General features: G+C 71.3%; 24 protein-coding genes. 20 read left to right on the top strand and 4 right to left on the bottom strand.

Annotated elements, in window-relative coordinates:
• Window positions 1–322: 322 nt before the first annotated feature.
• From ACF0H8_RS04800 to ACF0H8_RS04815, 4 genes are read right to left on the bottom strand one after another with little or no spacing between them, the layout of a single operon-like run.
• Complete coding sequence (locus ACF0H8_RS04800; protein WP_395287849.1) at window positions 323–1693, bottom strand: CynX/NimT family MFS transporter; 1371 nt, start codon at window positions 1691–1693, stop codon at window positions 323–325.
• Entirely contained in the window at window positions 1690–2865 is a 1176-nt protein-coding gene (locus ACF0H8_RS04805) for an NAD(P)/FAD-dependent oxidoreductase (RefSeq protein ID WP_395287850.1), read from the bottom strand. Before ACF0H8_RS04805 ends, ACF0H8_RS04800 begins: the two co-directional genes overlap by 4 nt.
• Entirely contained in the window at window positions 2862–3377 is a 516-nt protein-coding gene (locus ACF0H8_RS04810) for a pyridoxamine 5'-phosphate oxidase family protein (RefSeq protein ID WP_395287851.1), read from the bottom strand. The genes ACF0H8_RS04805 and ACF0H8_RS04810 overlap by 4 nt, the downstream gene beginning before the upstream one ends.
• A 31-nt stretch (window positions 3378–3408) precedes the next feature.
• Window positions 3409–4563 (bottom strand): cytochrome P450, encoded by a 1155-nt coding sequence (locus ACF0H8_RS04815; protein WP_395287852.1) that lies wholly within the window; start codon window positions 4561–4563, stop codon window positions 3409–3411.
• A 259-nt stretch (window positions 4564–4822) separates the two neighbouring features.
• On the opposite strand from ACF0H8_RS04815, the gene ACF0H8_RS04820 reads away from it, so the two are divergent.
• The 20 genes from ACF0H8_RS04820 (at window position 4823) to fgd (ending at window position 24894) form a co-directional block, all read left to right on the top strand.
• The gene (locus ACF0H8_RS04820) at window positions 4823–5017 is read left to right on the top strand and encodes a ferredoxin (protein WP_395287853.1); all 195 of its coding nucleotides are present in this window, start codon (window positions 4823–4825) and stop codon (window positions 5015–5017) included.
• A gap of 220 nt (window positions 5018–5237) precedes the next feature.
• Window positions 5238–6023, top strand: coding sequence for an enoyl-CoA hydratase/isomerase family protein (locus tag ACF0H8_RS04825; RefSeq protein ID WP_395287854.1), 786 nt, complete (start codon window positions 5238–5240; stop codon window positions 6021–6023).
• On the top strand, window positions 6020–7666 hold the full coding sequence (locus ACF0H8_RS04830) for an AMP-binding protein (RefSeq protein ID WP_395287855.1): 1647 nt from the start codon (window positions 6020–6022) through the stop codon (window positions 7664–7666). Before ACF0H8_RS04825 ends, ACF0H8_RS04830 begins: the two co-directional genes overlap by 4 nt.
• Window positions 7667–7676: 10 nt before the next feature.
• Window positions 7677–8570 carry an HpcH/HpaI aldolase/citrate lyase family protein gene (locus tag ACF0H8_RS04835; protein WP_395287856.1) on the top strand — a complete coding sequence of 298 codons (894 nt, stop codon included), beginning with the start codon at window positions 7677–7679 and terminating at the stop codon, window positions 8568–8570.
• A 9-nt stretch (window positions 8571–8579) separates the two neighbouring features.
• Window positions 8580–9062 (top strand): MaoC family dehydratase, encoded by a 483-nt coding sequence (locus ACF0H8_RS04840; RefSeq protein WP_395287857.1) that lies wholly within the window; start codon window positions 8580–8582, stop codon window positions 9060–9062.
• A gap of 86 nt (window positions 9063–9148) precedes the next feature.
• On the top strand, window positions 9149–10309 hold the full coding sequence (locus ACF0H8_RS04845; RefSeq protein WP_395290808.1) for an acyl-CoA dehydrogenase family protein: 1161 nt from the start codon (window positions 9149–9151) through the stop codon (window positions 10307–10309).
• The gene (locus ACF0H8_RS04850) at window positions 10306–11466 is read left to right on the top strand and encodes an acyl-CoA dehydrogenase family protein (RefSeq protein WP_395287858.1); all 1161 of its coding nucleotides are present in this window, start codon (window positions 10306–10308) and stop codon (window positions 11464–11466) included. Before ACF0H8_RS04845 ends, ACF0H8_RS04850 begins: the two co-directional genes overlap by 4 nt.
• Window positions 11463–12215 (top strand): SDR family NAD(P)-dependent oxidoreductase, encoded by a 753-nt coding sequence (locus ACF0H8_RS04855; RefSeq protein ID WP_395287859.1) that lies wholly within the window; start codon window positions 11463–11465, stop codon window positions 12213–12215. The genes ACF0H8_RS04850 and ACF0H8_RS04855 overlap by 4 nt, the downstream gene beginning before the upstream one ends.
• The gene (locus ACF0H8_RS04860) at window positions 12212–13027 is read left to right on the top strand and encodes an amidohydrolase family protein (RefSeq protein WP_395287860.1); all 816 of its coding nucleotides are present in this window, start codon (window positions 12212–12214) and stop codon (window positions 13025–13027) included. Before ACF0H8_RS04855 ends, ACF0H8_RS04860 begins: the two co-directional genes overlap by 4 nt.
• Window positions 13024–14214, top strand: a complete 1191-nt coding sequence (locus tag ACF0H8_RS04865) for a thiolase family protein (RefSeq protein ID WP_395287861.1) — start codon at window positions 13024–13026, stop codon at window positions 14212–14214. The genes ACF0H8_RS04860 and ACF0H8_RS04865 overlap by 4 nt, the downstream gene beginning before the upstream one ends.
• Before the next feature lie 25 nt (window positions 14215–14239).
• Entirely contained in the window at window positions 14240–15004 is a 765-nt protein-coding gene (locus tag ACF0H8_RS04870; RefSeq protein WP_395287862.1) for an SDR family NAD(P)-dependent oxidoreductase, read from the top strand.
• On the top strand, window positions 15001–15765 hold the full coding sequence (locus tag ACF0H8_RS04875; protein WP_395287863.1) for a crotonase/enoyl-CoA hydratase family protein: 765 nt from the start codon (window positions 15001–15003) through the stop codon (window positions 15763–15765). The genes ACF0H8_RS04870 and ACF0H8_RS04875 overlap by 4 nt, the downstream gene beginning before the upstream one ends.
• 58 nt (window positions 15766–15823) lie before the next feature.
• The gene (locus ACF0H8_RS04880; protein WP_395287864.1) at window positions 15824–17014 is read left to right on the top strand and encodes an acyl-CoA dehydrogenase family protein; all 1191 of its coding nucleotides are present in this window, start codon (window positions 15824–15826) and stop codon (window positions 17012–17014) included.
• 21 nt (window positions 17015–17035) lie between these two features.
• Window positions 17036–18271: a CaiB/BaiF CoA transferase family protein gene (locus ACF0H8_RS04885; protein WP_395287865.1), complete on the top strand. Its 1236-nt coding sequence runs from the start codon at window positions 17036–17038 to the stop codon at window positions 18269–18271.
• Between the two features lie 158 nt (window positions 18272–18429).
• Window positions 18430–19131 (top strand): FadR/GntR family transcriptional regulator, encoded by a 702-nt coding sequence (locus ACF0H8_RS04890; protein ID WP_395287866.1) that lies wholly within the window; start codon window positions 18430–18432, stop codon window positions 19129–19131.
• A gap of 335 nt (window positions 19132–19466) precedes the next feature.
• Window positions 19467–20192, top strand: coding sequence for a GntR family transcriptional regulator (locus tag ACF0H8_RS04895; protein ID WP_395287867.1), 726 nt, complete (start codon window positions 19467–19469; stop codon window positions 20190–20192).
• Between the two features lie 11 nt (window positions 20193–20203).
• A complete protein-coding gene (locus tag ACF0H8_RS04900; protein ID WP_395290809.1) occupies window positions 20204–21730 on the top strand; it encodes an MmgE/PrpD family protein in 1527 nt (508 codons plus the stop codon).
• Window positions 21730–22632 carry a methylisocitrate lyase gene (gene prpB, locus ACF0H8_RS04905; protein ID WP_395287868.1) on the top strand — a complete coding sequence of 301 codons (903 nt, stop codon included), beginning with the start codon at window positions 21730–21732 and terminating at the stop codon, window positions 22630–22632. Before ACF0H8_RS04900 ends, prpB begins: the two co-directional genes overlap by 1 nt.
• A gap of 38 nt (window positions 22633–22670) precedes the next feature.
• Window positions 22671–23801 (top strand): bifunctional 2-methylcitrate synthase/citrate synthase, encoded by a 1131-nt coding sequence (locus ACF0H8_RS04910; RefSeq protein ID WP_395287869.1) that lies wholly within the window; start codon window positions 22671–22673, stop codon window positions 23799–23801.
• A 40-nt stretch (window positions 23802–23841) separates the two neighbouring features.
• The gene (gene fgd, locus ACF0H8_RS04915; protein ID WP_395287870.1) at window positions 23842–24894 is read left to right on the top strand and encodes a glucose-6-phosphate dehydrogenase (coenzyme-F420); all 1053 of its coding nucleotides are present in this window, start codon (window positions 23842–23844) and stop codon (window positions 24892–24894) included.
• The last annotated feature ends 114 nt before the right edge of the window (window positions 24895–25008 follow it).

A 25008-nucleotide genomic window follows, 5' to 3' on the forward strand; every position in this document is an offset into this window, starting at 1 on the left:
TGTCAATGAATCGCACATAGAAAGTAACCGACCATAATCTTAGGAAACCTGCCCCGACAGGCTGGTTGCTGGCTGGCCATTGCGGCGCGCCCGTTCGCCGTCGTGAGGCCAATTGCCAGGAACCCCAGGAGGTGGAGGGTGCGTACGACGGCATGCCAGGCGCAGGGGGTCGACCCGGACCCGCGTGGCTGGCTGCGCAAGGCTGAACTCCACCAACAGCGGCCGCTGATGCTTTCGGTCCGTAGTGGGGTGTACGTCGAGGGTGTCGCGCCTGGACGACCTATTCCAAGGGTTCGTCGAAGCGCCCGATGCTGGGACCGGACTACGACCGCCGATCGTGCGCGCCGCCCGCTGGATCCCGGGCGACGGACGGAGCTCGGGGATCCGGCGCGTCTGGGTCGAGTGAGACGGAGCGCGCCTCCGGGTGTGGGGCGACGGCGACGAACTGCTCCACCACGCGCCCCGGCCGCAGCATTGGCACCATCGCCAGGCCGAGCGCCACCACGCCGAGGACAACAGCGAGGCCCGCAGTGAAGCCGCCCGTGACGTCGTGCAGCGCGCCGAGAGCCAGCGGCCCGAGCGCACCGGCGCAGTTGGCGACCATCATCACCATGGCGCTGAGCCGCCCAGCCTCGGTCTGGTCGCGCGTCGTGTCCTGGATGAGCACGAGCACCAGCGCCGACGTACCGCCCACCCCGAAGCCGAAGAGCAGGGCGGCGAGCACCGCGGGACCGTCAGGCACCGCCATGAGCATGGAGACCCCGGCGATCGACGAAAGCAGCGGGAGCAAGAACAACGGTCGGCGGTCCTTCGTCAGGTCCGTCAGCGTCGGCAGTGTCACCATCGCCAGCAGCTGGACGAGCTGGAACCATGCGAAGGTCGAGGCCGCCTCGTGCGCCGTGGCTCCGTGCTCCTCGAGGATGGGCGCGATCCAGCCGACGCCGCTGAAGCCCCCGAGCATGCCGACCGTGGTCATCGCGGTGACCCACCACGCGGTCGGGCTGCGCCACGGAAGCCCCCGTTGAACCGCGCCGCTGGCCGGGGCCGGCGGCCGGGGCGGTCGTGCGGAGATGCGGGGCAGCACCAGGAGCCAGCCGACGGCCGTCAGGATCGCGAACCCGCCCCACAGTGCCAGCGAGGCGCGCCAGTCGCCCAGGGCCTCTGTGGTGGGCCAGGCGATCCACGCGGCCAGCGCGACGCCGCTGGCCATGGACATGGAGTACACCCCCGTGGCGGTGCCGGGGATGCGCCTGAGGTGGCGACTGATGAATCCCGGCACGAGGGCGGACGTCGCCCCCATCGCCGCGCCGGTGACGACAGCGCAGAGCATCAGCGTGAGCACGGAGTCCACGCCGAGGCGCGCGACACCTCCGAGCCCCAGGAGCAGCACCAGCCCGAAGATCGCGCGCTCGGGCCCGAACCGTGCCCCCAGGAGCTGACCCAGCGGCGCGCACAGGCCCATGGCCAGCACCGGGACGGCCGTGAGCAGGCTCTGCAGGGTGGCGTTCAGGCCCAGGTCGGCGCCTATGTCGTCGACCAGGGGCGGCGTGGCCCCGAACGTGGCGCGGACGTTCACCCCGACGGCGACCACGAGGAGCAGTAGGAGCCACAGCGGGGCGAACCCGCGGTCGTCCCGACCGGCCCCAGCCGCAGAGCGGCCGCGCCGCCGCGTGTCCCGCCGCCGCGCGATCACCTCTGGACCGGCAGCCCGGCCTCGGCCGGGGTCGGCCGCGTCCGGACAGCCGTGCGAGCCTTGACGAGCTCGCGCGCACGGTCGACGCCGAGCCAGGCCGTCAGCACGCCGTCGTTGTCGAACCACCGCACGACCGGGAAACCCTGAGCGTCCTCGCGGTCGATCTCCACGCGGTCGAGGGCGCCGTGGCGGCCCACGTACTGGATCTTGTGCTCGAACTGGTCCGACCAGAAGTACGGCACTGGGTCGTGCACCGCCAGCTCGTCGTCGGCGCCGGCCAGCAGCGCCGCCGCGGCCACGGCGGGCGCGGTGCCGGCGTCGTCCCAGTGCTCGACGAGGATGTGCTCACCGGCGCGTGGGGAGTAGCGCTGTGCGACGTCGCCCACCGCCACCACCCCGGGCGCGCTCGCACGCAAGTGCTCGTCGACGCGCACGCCGCGTCCCAGCGCCAGGCCCGAGCCGGCGAGCCAGCCGATCGCCGGGCGCACCCCCACACCGGTGACGACGACGTCGGCGGGCACGGTGCCGCCGTCGGCGAGGCACACCTCGCCCGGTGCAACCTCACGCACCGCCGTGCCCAGCCTCAGGTCGACGCCCGACCACCACGGCAGGAAGAGGCGGCCCACCTCCTCACCGAGGGCCTGGGCCACCGGAGCGGTCCCCGCCTCCAAGCAGGTCACGCGGCACCCTGCCTCGAGCGCCGCCGTCGCGACCTCGGCGCCGATCCAGCTGGCACCGATGATGACGACACGTGCGCCGGGCGCGAGGCGTCCGCGTAGGGCGAGCGCGTCCTCGAGGGTGCGCAGGACGAGCTGTTCGCCGTCGCCGGGCAGCCGGACCGGCGCGGCGCCGGTGGCGATGACCAGTCCGTCGAACGGTTCCTCGCCGGCGCTCGTGCGGACCAGACGGGAGTCGAGGTCGAGGCCCGTCGCCGTGGTCGCCACGCGCACCTGCACCCAGAGCTTGCCGGGATCGAAGGGTAGCGCCGTGGACTCGCGGGTCCCGCGCAGCACCTCCTTCGACAGCGGCGGGCGGTCGTAGGGCAGGTGCGGCTCCGCGCCCACCATGACGAGGTCCCCCGTGAAGCCCTTGCGGCGCAGCGCCGCCGCCGCTCGAGCGGCGGACAGCCCGGCGCCGACGATGACGATCCTGCCTATGCTGGTCCCGCTCATGGCTGACTCTCCTCGTTGCGTCGGGGGCCGCCCCGCCCGTCGCCGGGCATCTTCCTGGAGTCGTGGCTGGCGGTGATGCGCTCCGGTTTGACCTCGAAGATCACGCGATTCGGGCTGTCCAGTAGGCGGACGAAGGCCTGCGGGTCGGCGGGCGCCATCCTGGCCGCGAAGGCGGGGAAGAACCAGGCCTTGGTGGCGCGGTCGTCGTGAACCGTCACCGTCCCCGCCACCGCCAGCATCTGGCGCGGCAGCGACGTGCCCGCGCCGGAGATGACGAGTGTCACCCGCGGGTCCGCGAGCACGGCGGTGACGTGGGCGCGCCCTCGGACCGCGGTGAGCCAGAACCGCTCGCGGTCATAGAGGAAGCTCATCACCACACCCGAGGGCCACCCCGACGGTGACGTGAACGCGACCGTGCACTCCGAGGCGGTACGGACCAGCCCGTCGCGTCCGCCCTTGTCCAGCCCCAGCCCGCGCAGGTCCTCGATGTCGTCGATGCCGAGTCGGCCCATGGTTGTCGCTACCGACCCGTGGGCCCGCCGCTCAGTCCCGGGCCTTGCCCGCGAACAGCAGCTCGCCGCGCCGCTGCCCGGGCGTGAAGGTGACCGGGATCGAGTGGTAGCCGGCGTTCGTGCCCTGGTCGGGGTAGGCAACCACCCTGTCCATGTCGACCTCGTAGTCCGGCATGCGCTCGAGGATCTGGCGGATCATCTCCCGCGCCATGGCCTTGCCCAGGTGCGAACCCGCGCAGCGGTGGACGCCCACGCCGAACGCCATGTGGCGGTTGGGCCACCGGGTGATGTCCACATCGTCCGGGTTCTCGAACTGGTTCGGGTCGCGGTTGGCGGACCCCCAGCCGAGCAGCGCCCGGTCCCCCTTGCGCACCGGGCAGCCCTGAAACTCTGCGTCCCGGGTGATGGTCCGGGCCAGGGCCTGGGTCGGCGAGAATACCCGGAGAAACTCCTCCACGGCGATGTCCACCATGCTCGGGTCGGCGATGAGCCGCTGGCGCTCCGTCGGATTCTGGTAGAGCCAGACCAGGGCGGACGTGACCAGCGAGGCCGTGGTGCCGACGCCGCCGGAGATGATCAGCTCGAGGATCGAGTAAATCTCCTCGTCCGTCAGCTTGCGGCCGTCAAGATCCGCCTCGATGAAGGCGCTCGTCGCGTCATCGGTCGGGTTCTTGCGCCGCTCGGCGATGTGGGCCTTGACCGTCTGCGTGACCCACGGGACGGCGACGTCCTGGGCGTGCAGATACTCCGGCGAGCCGGGGGGCGCGGAGACCAGGGTATGCATGGCGTCCACGTACAGCTTGTACTCGGAGGCGTCGAGGCCCAGCCAGTCGATGGTGACGGCCGCGGGCACCCCGGCGACGAAGGCGAGGTCGGCGTCACCGGACTCGATGATCTCGTCGATGAAGGCGGTGACGTACTTCTTGATCACGGCGTCCAGCTTCGCGACAGCGGCCGGCGCGGTGACCTTGTTGACCACCTTGCGGTAGGGCCGGAACTCCGGCGGGTCGAGCTCGATCGGGATGTGAAAGCTGGTCTGGGCCTTGGGGATGGTCACCGATAGGCCATCCCCCCCGTACTCGGGCAGACGCCGCGAGGTGAACAGCTCGTCGTCGCGCGCGGCCTCGAAGACGCTCGCGTAGTCCGAGAGCACCCAGTAGCCGCCGTGCGCCTCCGTCCATGCCACCGGGGTCTGCGACCTGAGACGTCGGTAGCTGCCGACCGGATCTGCGGCATGCTCGGGCGAGTGGTGGTCGAAGTGGACCACCGGGCAACGTGGCGCTTGGCTCTGGTCTTCCACGGTTATCTCCTACTCTTCTATGAGTGGGCCATTTCATGATAATAGTTGTATTGTCCGCGACGTCAAGGGGTGTGCCGACCGTCCGGCCCGCGGGAGCCGGGCGCCGGTGACGCTTCTGGTGTCACGATCCACATGGAGGTGCGAGATGAAGGTCAACGCCGACTTGAACCGCTGCCAGGGACATGGTCTCTGCCGGATGGCTGCGCCGGAGGTTTTTGAGCTCGCCGAGGAGGATGGTCACGTCCTCGTGAAGATGCCGAGCGTCCCGCCGGAACTGGAGGACGCTGCGGTCACCGGTGTCGAGGCGTGCCCGGAGCTAGCCCTCTCGCTGCGGGACTGAACCGGGAGGGCCGGCCTCGCCCGTCCATGAGGCACCCTTTCGGCTGGCGCTCGGCGGCGCCCCGCGAGCCGCCGAGTCTCGAAGGCTGGCGTCGCCATGCCCGCTCGCAGGCGCCGCTGAGGTGAGAGGGTTGCACCCTGCATGGCGCCCAGAAACCCTTGAAGACCCGCCAGGACTCTGCTAAAGATTATCAGTGTTCTTGAGTCACAGGGAGGTGACGATGCCCGACGTCGAGGTCGAGCGCAGGGCCGGCGCGGTCTGGATCCGTTTGCAACGGCCTGACCGCCGCAACGCCTACGACATAGAGATGGCCCACGCCGTCATCGATGCCGTGGAAGCAGCCGCCGACGCGTACGCCGTCGTCATCACCGGCTCCGGCGGGAGCTTCTGTGCCGGTGGCGCCCTGGATCAGCTCGATGATCCGGACCCGGAGCAGCTGCGCCGGCTGTTCACGACGTCGCTGCGCATGGTGCAGGCCATCCGGGCGTGCCCCCGGCCGGTGCTCGCCGCGGTCAACGGTGCGGCGGCCGGCGGCGGGAACGAGCTTGTCGTCGCCTGCGACCTCGCCATCGCGGCGCGCGGCGCCACCTTCGGGCAGACCGGCCCGCGGGTCGGGTCCGCTCCGGTGCTCGGGGCCACGAACCTCATGGCCCTGCAGATCGGTGAGAAGCGGGCCAAGGAGCTCAGCATGATGTGCCGGCGCTACAGCGCCGAGCAGGCCCTCGCGCTCGGGCTCGTCAACGAGGTCGTGGACGACGACGCCCTGATGGCCCGCGCCGAGGAGTGGGTGGAGGAAATCAAGCAGCTGAGCCCCCGGTACCTCGAGATCACCAAGACCAGCAGCAACCTGTGGTGGAACCTCGCCCAGGACTCCATGACCACGGGCCTGGGCATGCTCATCCAGGCCATGGGCAGCGACGACATGCAGGAGGGTGCGCGCGCCTTCCTCGAGAAGCGGCGGCCGCGGTTCACCCCGCCGGCACCAGCGATGAGGGAGCCGAGATGACACGGCGGTTCTACACCGACCTCAAGCCCACTTTCACCGACCGGGAGCAGTGGGCGTTGCCCACGGTGCTGCGGGCGCGTGCCTCCGGCACGCCCGACGCGACGTTCCTGGACCTCCCGGAAGAGTCCGCGACCTGGAGCTATGCCGAGGCGCTCGCCGCCGCTGAGCGCGTCGGGCGCAGCCTGCTGGCCGCCGGGGGGGCCAAGGGCGACCGGGTGGTGATCATGGGGGCGAACTCCTCTCGCTTCCTGCGCACCTGGCTCGGCGCCGCCGTCGCTGGCCTGGTCGAGGTGCCCATCAACACCGCCTACGAGCACGACTTCCTCGCCCATCAGATCCGGACGGTCCGGGCGAGCCTTGCGGTCATCGACGACGTCCACGCGGCGAAGTTCGCCGACATCCGGCTGGACGCCGACGACATCCAGCACTTCTACGTGATCGACACGGGCCAGGCGGACCAGGCGGTGGAGCTGCTGAGGGCGCACGGTTGGCTGGCCGACCCGTGGGACGTCCTTGAGCGTGAGTGCGATGCCGTGCTGCCCGAGGTCAGCCCACGCGACCTCGCCGCGGTGTTCTTCACCTCCGGCACGACGGGCCCGTCCAAGGGCGTGGCGATGCCGCACGCGCAGATGTACTTCTTCGCCGACGAGTGCGTCTCCCTCACGCGGCTCACCGCAGAGGACGCGTGGATGACCGTCACGCCGCTGTTCCACGGCAACGCCCAGTTCATGGCCACCTACCCCGCGATGGTCGCCGGCGCCCGCGCCGTCGTCCGGTCCCGGTTCAGTGCGAGCCGCTGGATCGACCAGATCCGCGAGAGCCGCGTGACGGTCACGAACTACATCGGCGTGATGATGGACTTCCTGTCCAAGCAGCCCGAGCGCCCCGACGACGCCGACAACGCCCTGCGGGCCGTCTTCGCCGCGCCGACCGCCGCCTCGCTCGTCGACGCGTTCAAGAAGCGCTACGGCATCGAGGCCTTCGTCGAGGTCTTCGGCCTGACCGAGACCTCCGCGCCGATCATCTCGCCCTACGGGGAGGGCCGGCCGGCCGGCGCCGCCGGGCTGGCGGCCGACGAGTGGTTCGACGTCCGGCTCGTCGACCCGGAGACCGACGAGGAGGTGGAGGTCGGCCAGATCGGCGAGCTGGTCGTGCGCCCCCGGGTCCCGTGGATCGTCAGCCTGGGCTACTTCAACATGCCGGAGAAGACGGCGGAGGCCTGGCGCAACCTGTGGTTCCACACCGGTGACGCCCTGCGCCGCGACGAGGAGGGCTGGTTCTACTTCGTCGACCGCTTCAAGGACGCGCTGCGCCGGCGCGGGGAGAACATCAGCTCCTACGAGGTCGAGACCGCCCTGCTGTCGCACCCCCGTGTCCTCGAGGCCGCCGTCATCGCGGTGCCGGCCGAGGCGGAGGCGGGGGAGGACGAGGTCATGGCCTACCTCATCACCAGCGAGCCCACCACGCCGGAGAGCGTCTGGGACTGGTGCGAACGCCGGATCCCGGCCTTCGCCATGCCCCGGTTCCTGCGCTTCGTCGAGTCCCTGCCCAAGACCCCCAGCCAGCGGGTGCAGAAGGCCGAGCTGCGCAAGCTCGGGGTCACCGCGGACACCCACGACCGGCTGCAGCCGGCCCGGACCTGAGGAGGACCCCGTGCACCCCTACCGTTCCGTCCTCTTCGTCCCCGGCCACAAGCCCGCCTGGGCGGCCAAGGCGGTTGCGGGCGGCGCAGATGCCGTGGTCCTCGACCTGGAGGACTCCGTCCCCGCCGAGCTCAAGGCGGACGCCCGCACCGTCGTCGCGGGCACCATCGCAGACCTGCGCGCCGACGGGGTCGAGGCGGGCATCTTCGTGCGCCCCAACGCCTTGGCGACCGGCCTCGCAGGGGCCGACCTCGAGGCTGTCGTGGTCCCGGGCCTCAGCGGACTGTTCGTCCCGAAGGTACGCGAACGCGACGACGTCCTGCGCTGGGAGACGCTCCTGGACTGGTTCGAGGTCCGCAACGGCGCCTCGAACCTCGAGCTCATCGTCCCGGTGGAGATGGTGGAGGCCATCCAGAACTGTCGCGAGATCGCAGGCGCCTCGCCACGCGTCGGCGCCATGGTCGGCCCGACGGCGGAGCACGCCGACATCGCCCGCGCCGTGGGGTACCGATGGACGCCCGAGGGGACCGAGACGCTCTACCTGCGCAGCCGGGTGCTCCTGGCGTGCCGGGAGTTCGGCCTGCACGCCCTCACAGGCCTCTGGGAGGACCTGGAGAACCTCGACGGGCTGCGCGCGTTCGCCGAGCAGGGCCTTCAGCTGGGCTTCCGCGGCCAGATCGCCATCCACCCGAAGCACGTGGCCACGCTCAACGAGGTCTTCTCTCCGAGCGCGGAGGCGATCGCCTTCCGTGAGGGGCTCATCGCCGCCTTCGAGGAGGGTGCCGCCCGCGGCGACGGCGCGGTGCGCTACAAGGGGCTGCACATCGACAAGGCGCACGCCGACACGGCGCGCGAGTGGCTCGAGCACGCCCGCCGGGTCGTGCCGGAACTTCAGCACCGCTAAGGAGTGATCATGCCCGGTCTGTATTTCGAGGAGCTTGAGGAGGGGAGGGTCTACGACCATCCCTACACCCGGACCATCACGGAGATGGACAACGTCCTGTTCACATCGCTGACCATGAACCCCCAGCCGCTGCACCTGGACGAGGAGTTCGCCAAGACGACCCAGCACGGCCAGCGCCTGGTCAACAGCCTGTTCACGATGGCCCTGGTGGGCGGGATGATCGTGCACGACCTGACCTTCGGCACGACGCTCGGCAACCTCGGTTACGAGCGGGTGGAGTTCCCCAACCCCGTCTTCCACGGCGACACGATCCGCGCCAGCAGCACCATCCTGCGCAAGCGCGAGTCTCAGACCCGGCCCGACCGGGGCATCGTCTGGTTCGAGCACCGCGGCATCAACCAGCGTGGTGAGGTGGTCCATGTCTGCGAGCGCAAGGGCATGATGATGAAGCGCCCTGCTGGAGTGCCCGTGCTCGCCGAGCGGACACGCTGAGGAAGTCACGCACAAACCCCTTGCGGTGAAGGCCGCATCATGGGAATCTATGCCTACCAATATAAGAGATGGAAGGGGTGAGGGACATGCTCGAGGTGCTGGACGACGAGCGGCTCGCCGTCAGGGAGGCCGCCGCAAAGCTGGCCGCCGAGGTCTACGCGCCCCGGGCGCTGGAGTGGGACCAGAACCGCACGACGTTCCCCGAGGGCGAGCGGCGCCGACTCGGGGACATGGGCTTCCTCGGCATCTCCTTGCCGACGGAGTACGGCGGGTCCGGTGCCCCGGTGATCGACGCGCTCGTCGTCATCGAGGAGCTCGCCAAGGAGTGCCGCCCCGCCGCGTTCCAGGTGTTCGAGGCGAACACGGGCCCCGCGCGGGCCCTGGCCATGCTCGGCACGGAGGAGCAGAGGGCCGAGGTGCTGCCCAAGGTCGTGACCGGCGAAGCCACCGTCGCCGTGGCGATCTCCGAGCCCGACGCCGGCTCGGCCGCGACCGACATGACCACCGACTGCCGCGTTGAGGGCGACGAGCTGGTCATCAGCGGCGCCAAGCGCTGGATCAGCGGCGGCGGCCACGCCGACTACTACTACACGTACTGCCGGTTCGACGGCATCCCGGGCGCCAAGGGCGTGGGTGCCGTCCTCGTTCCCGCCACCACACCGGGCGTGAGCTTCGGCGCACAGGAGAAGCTCATGGGCTTTCGGGGCATCCCGTCGGCGGACGTGTATTTCGACGATGTGCGCGTCCCGGCCACGAACCTCATTCGCGGCCCCGGGCACTTCCGCGAGCTGTTCACCGGCTTCTCGATCGAGCGCCTGGGCAACGCCACCATGAGCCTGGCGATCGGCCAGGCCGCGCTCGACCGCTCTCTGGCCTACACCCAGGAGCGCCAGCAGTTCGGACGGCCGATCGTGGAGTTCCAGACCGTCCAGGTCGCGCTCGCCGACATGGTCCTGCAGGTGGAGGCCGCACGCGCCCTGGTGTACCGGGCCGCCGGCGACGCCGGCACCGGGCTGCCGGACCCGCTCAAGGTCTCCCTCGCCAAGGTCACCGCCAACGAGATGGCCAAGCGGGTGACCGACTTGGCGATCCAGCTCCACGGCGGCAACGGCTACACCGAGGAGTACGGCATCGAGCGCCTGCACCGCGATGCCCACGGCTGGGCCATCGCGGGTGGCACGCCCACGATGCAGCGCACCCGCATCGTCTCCGAGCTCCTCGGCCGAACCTTCAGCCAGCGCCGATGAGTACGCACACGACGGTGGAGGGTCCCACCACCACGGAGCTGGGCGCCGCGCACCTTGCGGCGCGCGAGGAGGGGAGGGCGCTGGCGCGAGAGCTGGCGTCCTACGCCGCCGAGGCCGACGAGATGAGCGAGCCGCACGCGGCCATGCGTACGGCGCTCGCCGCCAGCGGGCTGGCCGGGCTCGTGGTTCCGGCCGCGTACGGCGGGCGCCACGACAGCGTCGACGCTCTCGCCGTCACCGTGGTGCGCGAGGAGCTCATGGCCACCAGCGCCCACCTCGACTCGCTGTTCTGCATGCAGGGCATCGGCAGCTTCGCCGTGACCACCGGTGGGAGCGAGGAGCTGCGCAGCCGGTGGCTGCCGCGGGTGGCCACGATGGAGGCCCTCGCGGCACTCGCGCTCACCGAGGACGGCGCCGGCTCGGACCTCAAGGCGGTAGCCACCACCATCACGCAGGAGGGCGACGAGCTCGTCGTCGACGGCTCGAAGTCATGGATCTCCAACGCCGGATGGGCCGACTTCTACTGCGTGCTCGGCCGGGAGGGTGATGGGTACTCGATGGTGCTCGTGCCGGCCGGCACGCCCGGCCTGACCATCACGCCCACACCGACGATCATCGCACCGCACCTGCTCGGCGACCTCACCTTCGACGGCGTGCGGGTGCCGGCGAGCCACCGGCTCGGAGCCCCCGGCAAGGGCTTCTCCCTCGTCTTCGCCACGCTTGGCACGTTCCGGGTCTCGGTGGCCGGCGCCGCCGTCGGCCTGGCCCAGGCCGCCCTGGACGAGGCGGTCCGCCACGCGACCGGCCGTGAACAGTTCGGTCGGCCGCTGAGCGAGATCGGGCCCGTCGGCCAGCTCCTCGCCCGCTCGTGGGCCGAGCTCGAGGCGGCCCGGGTGTTCACCTACCACGCCGCCGCCCGGGCCGCCGCCGACCCGCGCGCCGCGCTGGACGTCTCCTCCATGGCCAAGGTCGTGGCCACGGAGACCGCCGGCCGGGTGGTCGACAGGTGCGTGCAGGTCATGGGCAGGGCCGGCCTGCTGCGCGACAGCGTGATCGAGCGGTGCTACCGGGCGGCCCGTCCCATGCGGATCTACGAGGGCGCCTCGGAGGTCGTGCTCGACTCCCTGGCGCGCCAGCTCACCCGGAGGCCGTCATGAGCGGGCAGGTTCTGGCGGGGCGGGTCGCCCTGGTGACCGGTGCGTCGCGGGGCCTCGGCGCGGCGATCGCCGGCGGTTACGCCCACGAGGGCGCCCAGGTCGTCGGCGCGGCCCGCAGCACCGGCCAGCTCCAGCAGCTGGTGGCGCAGGACCCGGAGCGCATCAGCGCCCTGCAGCTGGACGCCCGCGACCCCCGGTCCGCCACCCAGGCGGTCGAAGAGGTGGTGCGGCGGCACGGGCGGATCGACATCCTGGTCAACAACGCCGGCATCGCGCCGGCCGGGGACTTCCTCACCCAGGATCCCGCGGTGTGGCGCGACACCCTGGAGGTCAACGTCATCGCCCCGATGCTGCTCGCCCAGGCCGCCGGCCGGCACTTCGTGGAGCAGGGCGGCGGGAAGATCATCAACGTCGCCTCGACCACCGGGCTGCGCGGCAAGCCGGTGCTGGTCGGCTACTCGACCTCGAAGGGCGCCGTGCTCCGCATGACCGAGTCCCTGGCCGCCGAGTGGGCCCGGCACAACATCCAGGTCAACGCCATCGCCCCCGGGGCCTTCAGCACCGAGGCGCAGAGAGCGGTCACCGAGGACGCCGACCTGCTCGCCAAGCGGGTGCGCCGTATCCCCGCCAAGCGCATGGGCCGGCCGGAGGAGATCATCCCGCTCGCCGTCCTGCTCGCCTCCGCGGGCTCCGACTTCATCACCGGATCGACGTTCGTCATCGACGGCGGAGAGGCAGGCAAGCTGTGAGGACTCCAGTGCTCGACGCGCACACGCACGTCTGGCCCGACCACATCGCCGCCCGCGCGCTCGCCGGACGGGTGCCGGGCATGGACGCCAGCTTCGACGGCACCGTCGCCGGGCTCCGCGCTGCGATGGACCGCAGCGGCGTCGACCGGGCGGTGGTCATGGGCATCGCCGACCACGCCCGGCACGTGCACCGCACCAACGAGTTCATCGGCGGCCTGCGCTCGGAGCGACTGGTGCCCTTCGGCACGGTGCACCCGGAGCTCAGCGTGGAGGAGAACCTCGACAGCCTGCGCCGCCACCACGTCCACGGCGTCAAGCTGCATCCGCTCTTCCAGGGCTTTAGCCTCGACGACCGGCGGATCTGGGCGCTCCTAGAGGCATTCGACGACGAGTTCCCCGTCATCACCCACGTCGGCAAGGGCGGCACGCCCGAGACCGACCGGCGCGCTACGCCCGCCATGCTGGCCGACATCGTCCGCACCTTCCCAAGGCTGCGCCTGGTGGCCTGCCACTTCGGCGGCTTCCACCGCCTCGATGAGGCCGAGGAGCAGGTCGTGGGGCTTCCGGTCGTGCTCGAGACCTCCTGGCCGCCCACCCTCGCCGGGCTTGATGCTGCCCGCGTCCGCGAGGTCATCCGCCGGCACGGCGCCGACCGCATCGTCTTCGGCTCCGACTGGCCCATGTCGGACCCGGCCACCGAGATCGAGGTCCTGCGGAACCTGGGCCTGACGGAGCAGGAGACCGCGGGCATCCTCGGCGGCAACCTCGCCCGCTGGCTCGTGGGTGCCGATGCGGCGGAGGTGACCGCATGAAGAACGCCGTCATCGTCGACGCCGTCCGCTCTCCGATCGGCCGCGGCAAGGCCGGCGGCGCGCTGTCCGGCCTGCACCCGGTGGACCTGCTCGCCCAGGTCTTCCAGGCACTGTTCGACCGCACCGGCGTGGACCCGGGCACCGTGGACGACGTGCTCGTCGGCTGCGTCAGCCAGGTCGGCGAGCAGTCCGCGACCCCTGGCCGGATGGCCTGGTTGGGCGCCGGCCTGCCCGAGCACGTCCCGGCGGTCACCATCGACCGCAAGTGCGGCTCGAGCCAGCAGGCCCTGCAGTTCGCCGCGCACGGCATCATGGCCGGGGGCTACGACATCGTCGTCGCCGGCGGCGTGGAGTCGATGAGCCGGGTCGTCATGGGCAGCGCCCGCCAGGGCGCCGACCCGTACGGGGAGGGTGTGAACGGCCGCTACGCGCCCGGGCTGGTCGGCCAGGGCATGGCTGCCGAGCTCGTGGCCGCCCGCTGGGGCCTGAGCCGACGCGACCTGGACGAGGTGGCCGTGCGCTCGCACGCCAACGCTGCGGCCGCTGCGGACGCCGGCGGCTTCGACACCGAGATCGTGCCCGTGACGGTGCCCGGCCCCGACGGGCTGCAGCGCGTTGAGCGGGACGAGACGATCCGCCGCGGCACCACCCTGGACCGGCTCGCGGATCTGCGCCCGTCGTTCCACAGCGAGGAGATGGAGCGCCGGTTCCCCGACGTGGGCTGGCACATCACGGCCGGCAACAGCTCCCAGATCACCGACGGTGCCGCCGCCATGCTCGTCATGAGCGAGGAGCAGGCGCGGGCCCTAGGGCTGCGGCCACGTGCCCGGCTCCACGCCTTCGCGCAGGTGGGCGACGACCCCATGCTCATGCTCACCGCTCCCATCCCGGCCACCCGCAAGGTGCTGGACAGGGCCGGGATGTCTGTCGGCGACATCGACCTGTTCGAGGTCAACGAGGCCTTCGCCTCGGTGCCCGTGGCCTGGCAGCGGGAGCTCGGCGTCGAGGAGGACCGGCTCAACGTCCGGGGCGGCGCCATCGCCCTCGGCCACCCCCTGGGCGCCTCCGGCGCCCGGCTGATGACCACGCTGCTCAACGCCCTCGAGCAGCAGGACAAGCAGTGGGGGCTGCAGACCATGTGCGAGGCCGGCGGCATGGCCAACGCCACGATCATCGAACGGATCTAGGGCTCGGGCCCGAGAGGAGAACGACATGCGCATCGACGGCAACGTCTTCGTCGTCACCGGCGGCGCCTCGGGGCTCGGCCTGGCGACGACGAAGGAGCTGCTCGCCCAGGGGGGCCAGGTGGTCATCATCGACCTGGCGGCCTCGGCGGGCGAGCAGGTGGCCGCAGAGCTGGGCGACGCCGCGCGCTTCGCGCCCGCTGACGTCACCGACCCCGCCGCGGTCGACGCCGCGCTGGACCTGGCCGGGTCGCTGGGCACCCTGCGCGGCGTCGTGCACTGCGCCGGCCGCGGCGGCGCCATGCGGGTGGTCGACCGCGACGGCAACCCCGGCTCCCTCGAGCTGTTCGAGACGGTCGTGCGCGTGAACCTCATCGGGACCTTCAACGTCCTGCGCCTGGTCGCCGCGCGCCTGGCGCGCAACGAGCCCGCCGACGGCGAGCGCGGGGTCTGCGTGCTGACCGCCTCCACCGCCGCGTACGAGGGGCAGATAGGCCAGGTTCCCTACGCCTCCGCCAAGGGCGGCATCGTCGGGATGACGCTCGTGGCCGCCCGGGACCTCGGCAGCAAGCTCGTCCGGGTGGGCACCATCGCGCCCGGCGTGTTTGACACCCCGATCCTCGCCAAGGTGCCGGAGAAGGCCCGGGCGGCGCTCGGCGACGGCATCCCGCACCCCAGCCGCATGGGGCAGCCTGAGGAGTTCGCCGGCCTCGCCCGGCACATCATCGAGAACCCCTACATCAACGGCGAGACCATCCGGCTCGACGGCGCGGCGAGGATGGCCGCCCGATGAGCGAGGAGCTGGTCGTCGAGCGCCGCGGGCCGGTGCTCGTGCTGCAAATGAACCGCCCCCACGCCCGCAACGCCATGTCCCTGTCCCTCGCCGAGGAGGTTGCCGCCGCGCTGGAGGAGCTGGACGGCTCGCCCGAGCTGCGCACCGGGGTCATCACAGGCGCCGGTGGCACCTTCTGCGCCGGTATGGACCTCAAGGGCTTCGCCCGCGGCGAACGGCCCGTGGTGCCCGGCCGCGGATTCGCCGGTCTGGTCGAGCGCCCGCCGGCCAAGCCGCTGGTCGCGGCCGTCGAGGGGTACGCGCTCGCCGGCGGCTTCGAGATCGTGCTGGCCTGCGACCTCGTCGTGGCCGCGCGCACCGCCGTTTTCGGTCTGCCCGAGGTCCGCCGCGGACTGACAGCGGCGGCCGGCGGGCTGTTCCGGCTCCCGCGCCGGATCCCGTACCACCTCGCCATGGAGCTGGTGCTGACCGGCCGCCACTGGTCGGCCGAGGAGGCGGCGGCCGCCGGGCTCGTCAACCGGCTCACCCCACCCGGCGGGGCGCTGGAGGAGGCGGTGGACCTTGCGCAGCAGGTGGCCGAGAACGCCCCGCTCGCGCTGGCCGCCTCCAAGCGGGTTCTCGTGGAGTCGGCCGGCTGGCCCCTCGAGGAGGCGTTCGGTCGTCAGCACGAGATCGTGGACCCGGTGCGCCGGTCCGCCGACGCGCAGGAGGGCGCCCGAGCCTTCGCCGAGAAGCGCTCGCCCGTGTGGGCCGGCCGGTGACGGGCGCGAGCGGGGCAGGGACACACACGCGAAGAGGCGGACAACAGGAGGCACAGCAATGACGCATACGCAGACCGGCGCCTTGGCGCTCGGCCAGGACGAGACGCACGAGGACATCCGCGCGGCCGTGCGGGACCTGTGCAAGCAGTTCCGGGACGAGTACTGGCTCGAGCACGACGAGTCTCACGAGTTCCCGTGGGAGTTCTACCGGGCCGTCGTCGAAGGGGGCTGGCTCGGCCTGACCATTCCCGAGGAGTACGGGGGCGGTGGTATGGGGGTCACCGAGGCGGCGATTGTCGAGCAGGAAATCTCCGCCTCCGGCGCGGGCATGAACGGCTGCAGCGCCGTCCACATCGGCATCTTCGGCTTCGAGCCGTTGATCCGGCACGGCAGCGAGGAGCTCAGGCGGCGCTTCCTGCCTCGGGCCGCTACCGGTGACCTGCACGTCTCCTTCGCCGTCACCGAGCCCGACGCCGGGACGGACACGCTCAACCTGTCCACCTCCGCCCGCAAGGTCGACGGTGGCTGGCTCGTCTCGGGCAAGAAGGTGTGGATCACCAAGGCCCAGGAGGCGGAGCGGATGTTCCTGCTGTGCCGCACCTCCCCGCGAGAGGAGGGGCAGGGGCGCACCCGCGGCCTGACCCTCATGTTCGCCGAGATGGACCGCGAGCACGTCTCCATCCGTCCCATCCCGAAGATGGGCCGCAACGCCATCGACACCAACGAGCTGTTCATCGACGACCTCTTCGTCGCCGACGAGGACGTCATCGGCGAGGTGGGCGAAGGCTTCAAGGCCATTCTCGCCGGCCTGAACGCCGAGCGCGTGATCTCCGCGAATGCCGCGATCGGACTGGGCAGGGCGGCCCTGCGTCGCGCCACCGCCTACGCCAAGGAGCGCGTCGTCTTCGGCCGCCCGATCGGGCAGAACCAGCTCATCTCCGGCCAGCTCGCCGAGGCAAGGATCCGGCTCGACGCCGCCGACCTCATGTGCCGGCAGGCGGCGTGGATGATCGACAACGACATCCCCTGCGCGAGGGAGGCCAACGAGGGCAAGTGGCTGGCCGCGGAGGCCGGGTTCCACGCCGCCGACGTCGCCATCAGCGTCCACGGCGGGTACGGGTTCGCCAAGGAGTACCACGTGGAGCGGTACTTCCGGGAGGCGCGGCTGATGCGGATCGCCCCGATCAGCCAGGAGATGGTCCTCAACTACATCGCCGAGCACGTGCTCGGCCTGCCGCGAAGCTACTAGGCAAGGCCGGAGGGATCCCAGATGAGCCACGAAGCAGCGCCGCTGAAGGGCATCCGGGTGCTCGAGCTCGGGAGCATGTACGCCGCGCCGACGGCCGGTCGCATGCTCCGCGACTTCGGGGCCGAGGTGCTCAAGGTGGAGGACCCGGTAACTGGTGACTTCGCCCGGCAGTGGCAGCCCCAGCACAACGGCCTGTCCATCGGGTTCGCCCGGATCAACGCCGGCAAGCGGTCGCTCGGGGTGGACCTGCGCTCCCCACGCGGCCGGGACGTCGTCCTGCGCCTCGCCCCGCACGTCGACGTCGTGGTTGAGTCGTTCCGGCCGGGCCGGCTGGAGCAGTGGGGGCTCGGCTACGACGCGCTGCGCGCCGTCAACGAGCGCATCATCCTCACGCGCGTGAGCGGGTTCGGCCAGACGGGCCCGTACCGGGACCGGCCCGGCTTCGGCACGATCGCCGAGGCGGTGAGCGGCTACGCGTTCCTCAACGGATGGCCGCAGACCCCTCCGACAGCGCCGCCCTTCGGCTTCGCCGACTCGATCGCCGGGATCGCCGCAGCATACGGCACGGCGATGGCGCTCTTCGCCCGCGAGCGCGGCGAAGGCGGCCGGGAGGTCGACGTGGCGCTGTACGAGCCGCTGATGTTCATCCTCGGCGACGCGGTCCTGCGGTACTCGGTCAGCGGCGAGATCACGCAGCGGCAGGGGAACGCCTCGGGCGCCGCGTCGCCGCGCGGGATCTACCAGGCCGGTGACGGCGGGTGGCTGTCGATTGCGGCCTCCTCGCAGAGCATCGCGATGCGGCTCTTCGACGCCATGGCCCGGCCGGAGATGAAGACGGACCCGCGGTTCGCCACCAACGCCGCCCGGATGCAGAACAACGAGCTCGTCCAGGAGGTCGTCCGCGGCTGGGTCGGCTCCATGTCCCGGGACCAGGTGCTGCGGATCCTCGGTGACGCGGACGTCGTGGCGGCCGCGGTCAACGACGCCAGCGACATAGCTGCCGACCCCCACTTCCGTTACCGGACACTGGCGGAGCTGACGGGCTCGGCGCTCGGCAGCGGCATCGTCCCCGGCCCGGTGCTGCACCTCGAGGGCTACGCGGGGCCCGCGTACGATGGCGTGCCCGAGGTGGGCCAGCACACGCGCGAGGTCCTCTCCGAGGTCGCCGGCATGGCGGCGGAGGAGGTGCAAAACCTGGCCGACGACGGGGTGCTGGGGGGTGTGACCCCGTTGGTAGGGGCGGAGGACCGGCTCTGATTCCGCGGCCCGCTATGGGGGCGTAATCAGGGTGCGCCAGTGCGGTCCGTTATCCTCATGCATATGATTAGAGCGGATCGCCGGCTCCCCCGGCATCCGGCTGCCAGGGAGACGATGTGATCGGCAACGGTGTGGGCCATCGGCCCCAGAAGACGGCAATGCTCCTCGCCAAGCGCATCGTGGACGACATCCGCCGGGACGAGCGCGGCACGGGCGACAAGCTGGCGCCCGAGCGCGTGATGCTCGAGAAGTACCAGGTCGGCCGGGGAACGTTGCGCGAGTCGCTGCGCTTCCTGGAGCTGCAGGGGGTCATCTCGCTGAAGCCCGGTCCCGGTGGTGGGCCGACCGTGGAGAAACCGGACTCCTCGACCCTTGCCACGACGCTGCTGCTCCTCCTGCAGTTCGAGAACGCCAAGTTCGAGACCATCGCCGAGGCACGCCGGGGTTTCGAACCGCTGATGGCTCGGCTCGCCGCCGAGAGGATAAGCGAGGACGACCTGAGGATGCTGGAGTCCTCGGTGGACACCATGCGCGGCGGCCTGTCGGACATCGACACGTTCTTGCACACCAACATGGAGTTCCACGAGATCATCGCGTGGTCCTCCAAGAACGCGATGTACGGCTTCCTCATCGACGCACTGGTGGGCATCCTCGACGGCAGTGCGCTGGGCGTCGACTATCCCGTGCACCGGCGCACCGCCGTCCTCAAGGCGCACACCAGCATCCTCGAGGCTCTTCGTGCGCATGACGGAGACGCGTCTGGCGAGGCGATGACCCGGCACATCGACGAGTACGTGCGCTACATCTCGCGGAAGTTCCCAGAGGTGCTCGCCCGTCCGGTCACGTGGGACCTCCTCTGAGCTGATCCGGCGGCGGCCGGGCGCGACCGCGCATCCGCCGGCCCGTCTCGGGGTCCCTCCGCTGCCGGGGGGGGCAAGTTCCTGTCGCTGTGCGATCGGGTCACGCGGCGCCTTCTCGAGTGCCGCTGGTGCCACCGCCTCCGCGCGCCGTGCGCCCCGCCCGCGGGACCTCGTGCAGGGGCTGGCCGGGGCCGGGCGCTCTTGCCCGGGTCGCTCCGGGCCAGCCGCGATCGCTGCATACAAGAGGGGGCTGCCGTAGCGCAAAGCTGGCCTATTCCCGTGCGGGCGCACCAAATCTGTATACAAGCGGCCCCAGTGTGTGTAGTCTCGACGTCATGCGGGCCAGTGAACGCGTCTACGCAGCGCTGCGGGAGGAGATCGTCTCCTGCCGCCTGGCGCCCGGCGCCGAGCTCGGCGAGGTCGAGCAGGCCGCGCGCCTGGGGGTCTCCCGCACGCCGCTGCGGGAGGCGCTGGGCCGGCTGGCCCAGGAGGGGCTTGCCGTGACCGGCAAGGGCCGCACCCTGGTCGTTTCGGACGTCTCCGCGGCTGATGTGCGGCACCTCTTCGAGCTGCGCGAGGCCCTCGAGTGCCAGGCCGCCCGGCTGGCCGCCCGGCGCGGCGATCCAGCCGTCTTTGCCGGCCTCGCGGAGCGGCTCGCCGCCGCCTCCACGCTGCTCAGCGCCGATGACCCGGACCGCGTCGCGTACTACCGGCTGGTGGCCGATCTTGACGACGCCCTGGACCAGGCGATGGAGAGCCCCTACCTGCTGCGCGCGCTGGCCTCCCTGCGCTCGCACGTGGCTCGGGCGCGCCGGCTCTCCCACGACAACCCGGACCGGCTGGTCCGGGCCGCACAGGAGCATCGGCTCATCGCCGAGGCGATCGCCGAGGGGGACGCCACCCTGGCGGCCCAGGCCACGGCCGTCCACCTACGGGCCAGCCTGGCCAACATCCTCGCGAGCCTCACCACCCATCCCTCCGACCGGGCCGCGGGTCCGAAGCTTGCCGACGAGGCCGCCGAGAACGAGCTCGGCGCCCACCCCCGAGAGGTCGTCTCATGATCACCCACCGCATGGTCACCCATCACGTCCGCGTCCACCCCAGCGCGGACAATCTGCCCCGCGAGGAGCAGCTCGCGTGGAAGATCGCCGAGGTCGCCACCGACCCGGTCCCCGTCACCGCGGAGGTCACCGACATGGTGATCAACAGGGTGATCGACAACGCCGCCGTCGCCACCGCCTCGCTGCTGCGCGGACCTGCCGTCGCCGCCCGCGCCCAGGCCATGGCCCACCCCTACGCGCCCGGCTCCACCGTCTTCGGCGCCGAGCGTGCCGACCGGGTCAGCCCTGAGTGGGCGGCGTGGGCCAACGGGGTGGCCGTGCGCGAGCTGGACTACCACGACACCTTCCTCGCCGCCGAGTACTCCCACCCGGGCGACAACATCCCCCCGATCGTCGCCGTTGCACAGCACCTGGCCTCGCGCCGCGGGCTGACCGGGGCGCAGCTCGTGCGCGGCATCGCTACCGGCTACGAGATCCAGGTCGACCTCGTGCGCGACATGAGCCTCCACAAGCACAAGATCGACCACGTCGCCCACCTCGGCCCGTCCGCCGCGGCTGGCATCGGCACCCTGCTCGACCTGGAGCCGGAGGTCATCTTCCACGCCATCGGCCAGGCGCTGCACACCACGACGGCCACTCGCCAGTCCCGCAAGGGCGAGATCTCCACCTGGAAGGCCCACGCCCCCGCCTTCGCCGGCAAGGTAGCCGTCGAGGCCGTGGACCGGGCCATGCGCGGGCAGACCTCGCCCACGCCCATCTACGAGGGCGAGGACGGCGTCATCGCCTGGCTGCTCGACGGCCCCGACGCCGCCTACGAGGTGCCGCTGCCCGCGCCGGGCGAGCCGAAGCTGGCGATCCTGGACACCTACACCAAGGAGCACTCGGCGGAGTACCAGTCGCAGGCCCTGATCGACCTCGCCCGCCGGCTGCACCGGACCCGGCCGGAGCTCGCGGACCCGGCGAACGTCGCCTCGATCGTGATCCACACGAGCCATCACACCCATTACGTCATCGGCTCGGGCGCGAAAGACCCGCAGAAGTACGACCCGACGGCGTCCCGCGAGACCCTGGACCACTCGATCCCGTACATCTTTTCCGTCGCCCTGCAGGACGGGGCCTGGCACCACGTGGACTCCTACGCCCCCGAGCGGGCCGCCCGGCCGGACACCGTGGCGCTGTGGCGCAAGATCACGACGGCGGAGGACCCCGAGTGGACGCGCCGGTACCACTCGACCGACCCGGCGGAGAAGGCCTTCGGCGGCCGGGTGGAGATCACGCTCACGGACGGATCGCGCGTGGTCGAGGAGATCGCCGTCGCCGACGCGCACCCGCTCGGCGCCCGGCCGTTCGGCCGGGAGCAGTACGTGGAGAAGTTCCGCACGCTGGCGGCGGGCATCCTCGACCACGCCGAGATCGAGCGGTTCCTCGCCGTCGCGCAGCGCCTGCCCGAGCTGGGGGCCGGCGAGCTGGGCGAGCTGACCGTCACGGCCCCGGCCGGGCTGCTCGCGACCGTCGACGCCCCGGAGGGGATCTTCTGATGCTGTACTCGACCATCACGCCCGCGGCCAAGCGCGCGGCGCTGCGTGCGCGGCTCGCTTCCGGGGAGCTCCTCCGCTTCCCCGGCGCGTTCAACCCGCTGAGCGCCAAGCTCATCGAGGACAAGGGGCTCGAGGGCGTCTACATCTCCGGCGCGGTCCTCTCGGCCGACCTGGGCCTGCCGGACATCGGGCTGACCACCATGACCGAGGTCGCCGGCCGCAGCCAGCAGATCGCCCGCGTCACGGACCTGCCCGCGCTGGTCGACGCGGACACCGGCTTCGGCGAGCCGATGAACGTCGCCCGCACCGTGCAGGCCCTCGAGGACGCCGGGGTTGCCGGGCTGCACATCGAGGACCAGGTCAACCCCAAGCGCTGCGGGCACCTCGACGGCAAGCAGGTGGTCGACGCCGATACCGCCCTCAAGCGCATCCGTGCCGCCGTCGACGCCCGCCGTGACGCGAACCTGCTGATCATGGCGCGCACCGACATCCGGGCCGTGGACGGGCTGGACGCGGCGGTCCACCGGGCCAGGGCGCTCGTCGACGCGGGGGCCGACGCCATATTCCCCGAGGCGATGCGTGACCTGGCCGAGTTCGAGTCGGTGCGCCGCGCCGTCGACGTGCCGGTGCTGGCCAACATGACCGAGTTCGGCAAGTCCGAGCTGTTTACCACGCGGCAGCTCGCCGACGTCGGGATCAACATCGTCATCTATCCCGTCTCTCTCCTGCGCCTGGCCATGGGCGCGGCGGAGCGGGGCCTCGACACGCTCGAGGAGCAGGGCACCCTGGCGCCGCTGGTGCCGCAGATGCAGCACCGCGCGCGGCTCTACGAGCTCCTCGACTACGAGGGCTACAACCACTTCGACACGTCCATCTACACCTACAAACCCGCCTTGACGTAGGCGGAACTGATCGAGCACGTGAGCGCAAAGGAGCGAGCATGACTGCCCAGACCGAGACCCAGACCGAGCCGCAGATCCGCAAGGGACTCGCCGGCGTCGTCGTGGACACCACCGCGATCTCCAAGGTGAACCCGGAGACCAACTCCCTGCTCTACCGCGGCTATCCCGTCCAGGAGCTGGCCGCAAGGTGCTCCTTCGAGGAGGTCGCGTACCTGCTCTGGCACGGCGAGCTGCCCACGCCCGATGAGCGCGCGGCGCTCGAGCGGGACGAACGCGCGCAGCGCGAGCTCGCGGCCAACGTCAAGGCGGTCATTGACTCCCTGCCCACCACCGCCCACCCGATGGACGTGGTCCGCACCGCTGTCAGCGTCATCGGGACCAACGACCCGACGACGGCGGACGCCTCCCGGGACGCCAACCTGGCGAAGTCCGCGCGGCTGTTCGCACAGCTGCCCGCCGTCGTCGCCTACGCCCAGCGGCGCCGCCGCGGCCAGCCGCTCGTCCCGCCGCGCGACGATCTGGGGTACGCGGAGAACTTCCTGTACATGACCTTCGGCGAGGTGCCGGCCCCTGTCGTCGTCGACGCCTTCCGGGTCTCGCTCGTCCTCTACGCCGAGCACTCCTTCAACGCCTCCACGTTCACCGCCCGCGTCATCACCTCGACGCTCTCGGACCTGTACTCCGCCGTCGTCGGCGCGATCGGGGCGCTCAAGGGCCCGCTGCACGGCGGGGCCAACGAGGCGGTCATGCACGTCTTCGACGAGATCGGCAGCGCCGACCGCGCGGAGGCCTGGCTCGAGCAGGCCCTGGCCGAGAAGCGCAAGATCATGGGCTTCGGCCACCGCGTGTACAAGAACGGCGACTCGCGGGTGCCGAGCATGAAGGCGGCGCTGGACACGCTCATCACCCATTACGACCGGCCGGACATCGCCGCCCTCTACGACAACCTCGAGCGGGCGATGGTCTCGCGCAAGGACATCAAGCCGAACCTGGACTACCCGTCCGGTCCCGCCTATCACCTCATGGGGTTCGACACGGAGATCTTCACGCCGCTGTTCGTCGCGAGCCGCGTCACCGGGTGGACGGCGCACGTCATGGAGCAGCTGGAGGCGAACTCGCTCATCCGGCCGCTCAGCGCCTACGTCGGGCCGGAAGAGCGGCACCTCTGAGGGTGGCGGTTTCGCAGACCGGGCAGGGCAAGGAGGAGCGATGAGGCTGACCATCGGGTACAAGGCGTCGGCGGAACAGTTCGGCCCACGCGAGCTGGTGGAGCTGGCCGTGCTGGCGGAGCAGGCGGGGTTCGATTCGGTGTTCGTCTCAGACCATTTCCAGCCGTGGCGGCACGACGGGGGGCATGCACCCGCCGCGCTGCCCTGGCTCGGGGCGGCGGGTGCCCGGACGGAACGGATCGTCCTCGGCACGTCGGTGCTCACGCCGACTTTCCGGTACCACCCGGCGGTCATCGCCCAGGCCTTCGCGACCCTGGGCGTCATGTACCCAGGCAGGGTGGTGCTCGGCGTAGGCACCGGGGAGTCGCTCAACGAGGTGCCGCTGGGCCTGCACTGGCCGGACGGCAAGGAACGCTTCGCCCGCCTCAAGGAAGCCATCACCCTGATCCGTCTCCTGTGGAGCCAGGACCGGGTGACGTACGAAGGCACCTACTACCGGACTGACCGCGCGACCGTGTACGACCGGCCGGAGCGGCCGGTGCCGATATACGTCGGCGCCTCGGGTCCTGCGGCGACGCGCCTGGCCGGGCGCATCGCAGACGGTTTCATCACCACCTCCGGCAAGGCGGCGCAGCTGTACTCGGAGACGCTGCTGCCGGCGCTGGCCGAGGGCGCCGCCAGGGCGGAACGGTCCCTGGACGACCTGGACCTCATGATCGAGATGAAGGTGTCGTTCGACCACGACCGGTCCAGAGCGCTGACGGACACTCGCGAGTGGGCGGCCCTGGCACTCTCGGCGGAGGAGAAGACCGGCGTGGAAGACCCGATCCAGATGCAGCGCCTCGCCGATGCGCTGCCGCTGGAGAGGGCGGCGTCGCGATGGATCGTCTCGGACGATCCGGATGAGCACGTCGATCGCATCCGGGCGTACACGGACCTGGGGTTCAATCACCTCGTGTTCCACGCGCCCGGACGTGATCAGCGGCGCTTCCTCGAGCTGTACGGCCAAGAGGTGCTGCCACGCCTGCGTCGGTTCCCGGCACCGGCGCGTGGCGCCGCCGCCACTGCGGGCGCTGCACCACTCCGTCCGTAGGTCGGCAGGGTGCAGGGTGCAGGATGCGTAGTCTGGCAAGGGTGACTCAGGTCACCGTCATAGGGTGAGGCGACGGCGCCGGCAAGGTGCCTGGCACGGAAGTCCGGGAGGGCG

Origin of the sequence: Georgenia sp. AZ-5 (assembly GCF_043952095.1) — a bacterium.
Classification (GTDB): Bacteria; Actinomycetota; Actinomycetes; order Actinomycetales; family Actinomycetaceae; genus Georgenia.

Excerpts from the sequence above, each read along its gene's own strand:
- ACF0H8_RS04805 (WP_395287850.1), bottom strand. The coding sequence starts at position 2,865 with ATGAGCGGGACCAGCATAGGCAGGATCGTCATCGTCGGCGCCGGGCTG.
- ACF0H8_RS04810 (WP_395287851.1), bottom strand. The coding sequence starts at position 3,377 with ATGGGCCGACTCGGCATCGACGACATCGAGGACCTGCGCGGGCTGGGG.
- ACF0H8_RS04820 (WP_395287853.1), top strand. The coding sequence starts at position 4,823 with ATGAAGGTCAACGCCGACTTGAACCGCTGCCAGGGACATGGTCTCTGC.
- ACF0H8_RS04825 (WP_395287854.1), top strand. The coding sequence starts at position 5,238 with ATGCCCGACGTCGAGGTCGAGCGCAGGGCCGGCGCGGTCTGGATCCGT.
- ACF0H8_RS04830 (WP_395287855.1), top strand. The coding sequence starts at position 6,020 with ATGACACGGCGGTTCTACACCGACCTCAAGCCCACTTTCACCGACCGG.
- ACF0H8_RS04840 (WP_395287857.1), top strand. The coding sequence starts at position 8,580 with ATGCCCGGTCTGTATTTCGAGGAGCTTGAGGAGGGGAGGGTCTACGAC.
- ACF0H8_RS04845 (WP_395290808.1), top strand. The coding sequence starts at position 9,149 with ATGCTCGAGGTGCTGGACGACGAGCGGCTCGCCGTCAGGGAGGCCGCC.
- ACF0H8_RS04850 (WP_395287858.1), top strand. The coding sequence starts at position 10,306 with ATGAGTACGCACACGACGGTGGAGGGTCCCACCACCACGGAGCTGGGC.
- ACF0H8_RS04855 (WP_395287859.1), top strand. The coding sequence starts at position 11,463 with ATGAGCGGGCAGGTTCTGGCGGGGCGGGTCGCCCTGGTGACCGGTGCG.
- ACF0H8_RS04865 (WP_395287861.1), top strand. The coding sequence starts at position 13,024 with ATGAAGAACGCCGTCATCGTCGACGCCGTCCGCTCTCCGATCGGCCGC.
- ACF0H8_RS04870 (WP_395287862.1), top strand. The coding sequence starts at position 14,240 with ATGCGCATCGACGGCAACGTCTTCGTCGTCACCGGCGGCGCCTCGGGG.
- ACF0H8_RS04875 (WP_395287863.1), top strand. The coding sequence starts at position 15,001 with ATGAGCGAGGAGCTGGTCGTCGAGCGCCGCGGGCCGGTGCTCGTGCTG.
- ACF0H8_RS04880 (WP_395287864.1), top strand. The coding sequence starts at position 15,824 with ATGACGCATACGCAGACCGGCGCCTTGGCGCTCGGCCAGGACGAGACG.
- ACF0H8_RS04885 (WP_395287865.1), top strand. The coding sequence starts at position 17,036 with ATGAGCCACGAAGCAGCGCCGCTGAAGGGCATCCGGGTGCTCGAGCTC.
- ACF0H8_RS04890 (WP_395287866.1), top strand. The coding sequence starts at position 18,430 with ATGCTCCTCGCCAAGCGCATCGTGGACGACATCCGCCGGGACGAGCGC.
- ACF0H8_RS04895 (WP_395287867.1), top strand. The coding sequence starts at position 19,467 with ATGCGGGCCAGTGAACGCGTCTACGCAGCGCTGCGGGAGGAGATCGTC.
- ACF0H8_RS04900 (WP_395290809.1), top strand. The coding sequence starts at position 20,204 with ATGGTCACCCATCACGTCCGCGTCCACCCCAGCGCGGACAATCTGCCC.
- prpB (WP_395287868.1), top strand. The coding sequence starts at position 21,730 with ATGCTGTACTCGACCATCACGCCCGCGGCCAAGCGCGCGGCGCTGCGT.
- ACF0H8_RS04910 (WP_395287869.1), top strand. The coding sequence starts at position 22,671 with ATGACTGCCCAGACCGAGACCCAGACCGAGCCGCAGATCCGCAAGGGA.
- fgd (WP_395287870.1), top strand. The coding sequence starts at position 23,842 with ATGAGGCTGACCATCGGGTACAAGGCGTCGGCGGAACAGTTCGGCCCA.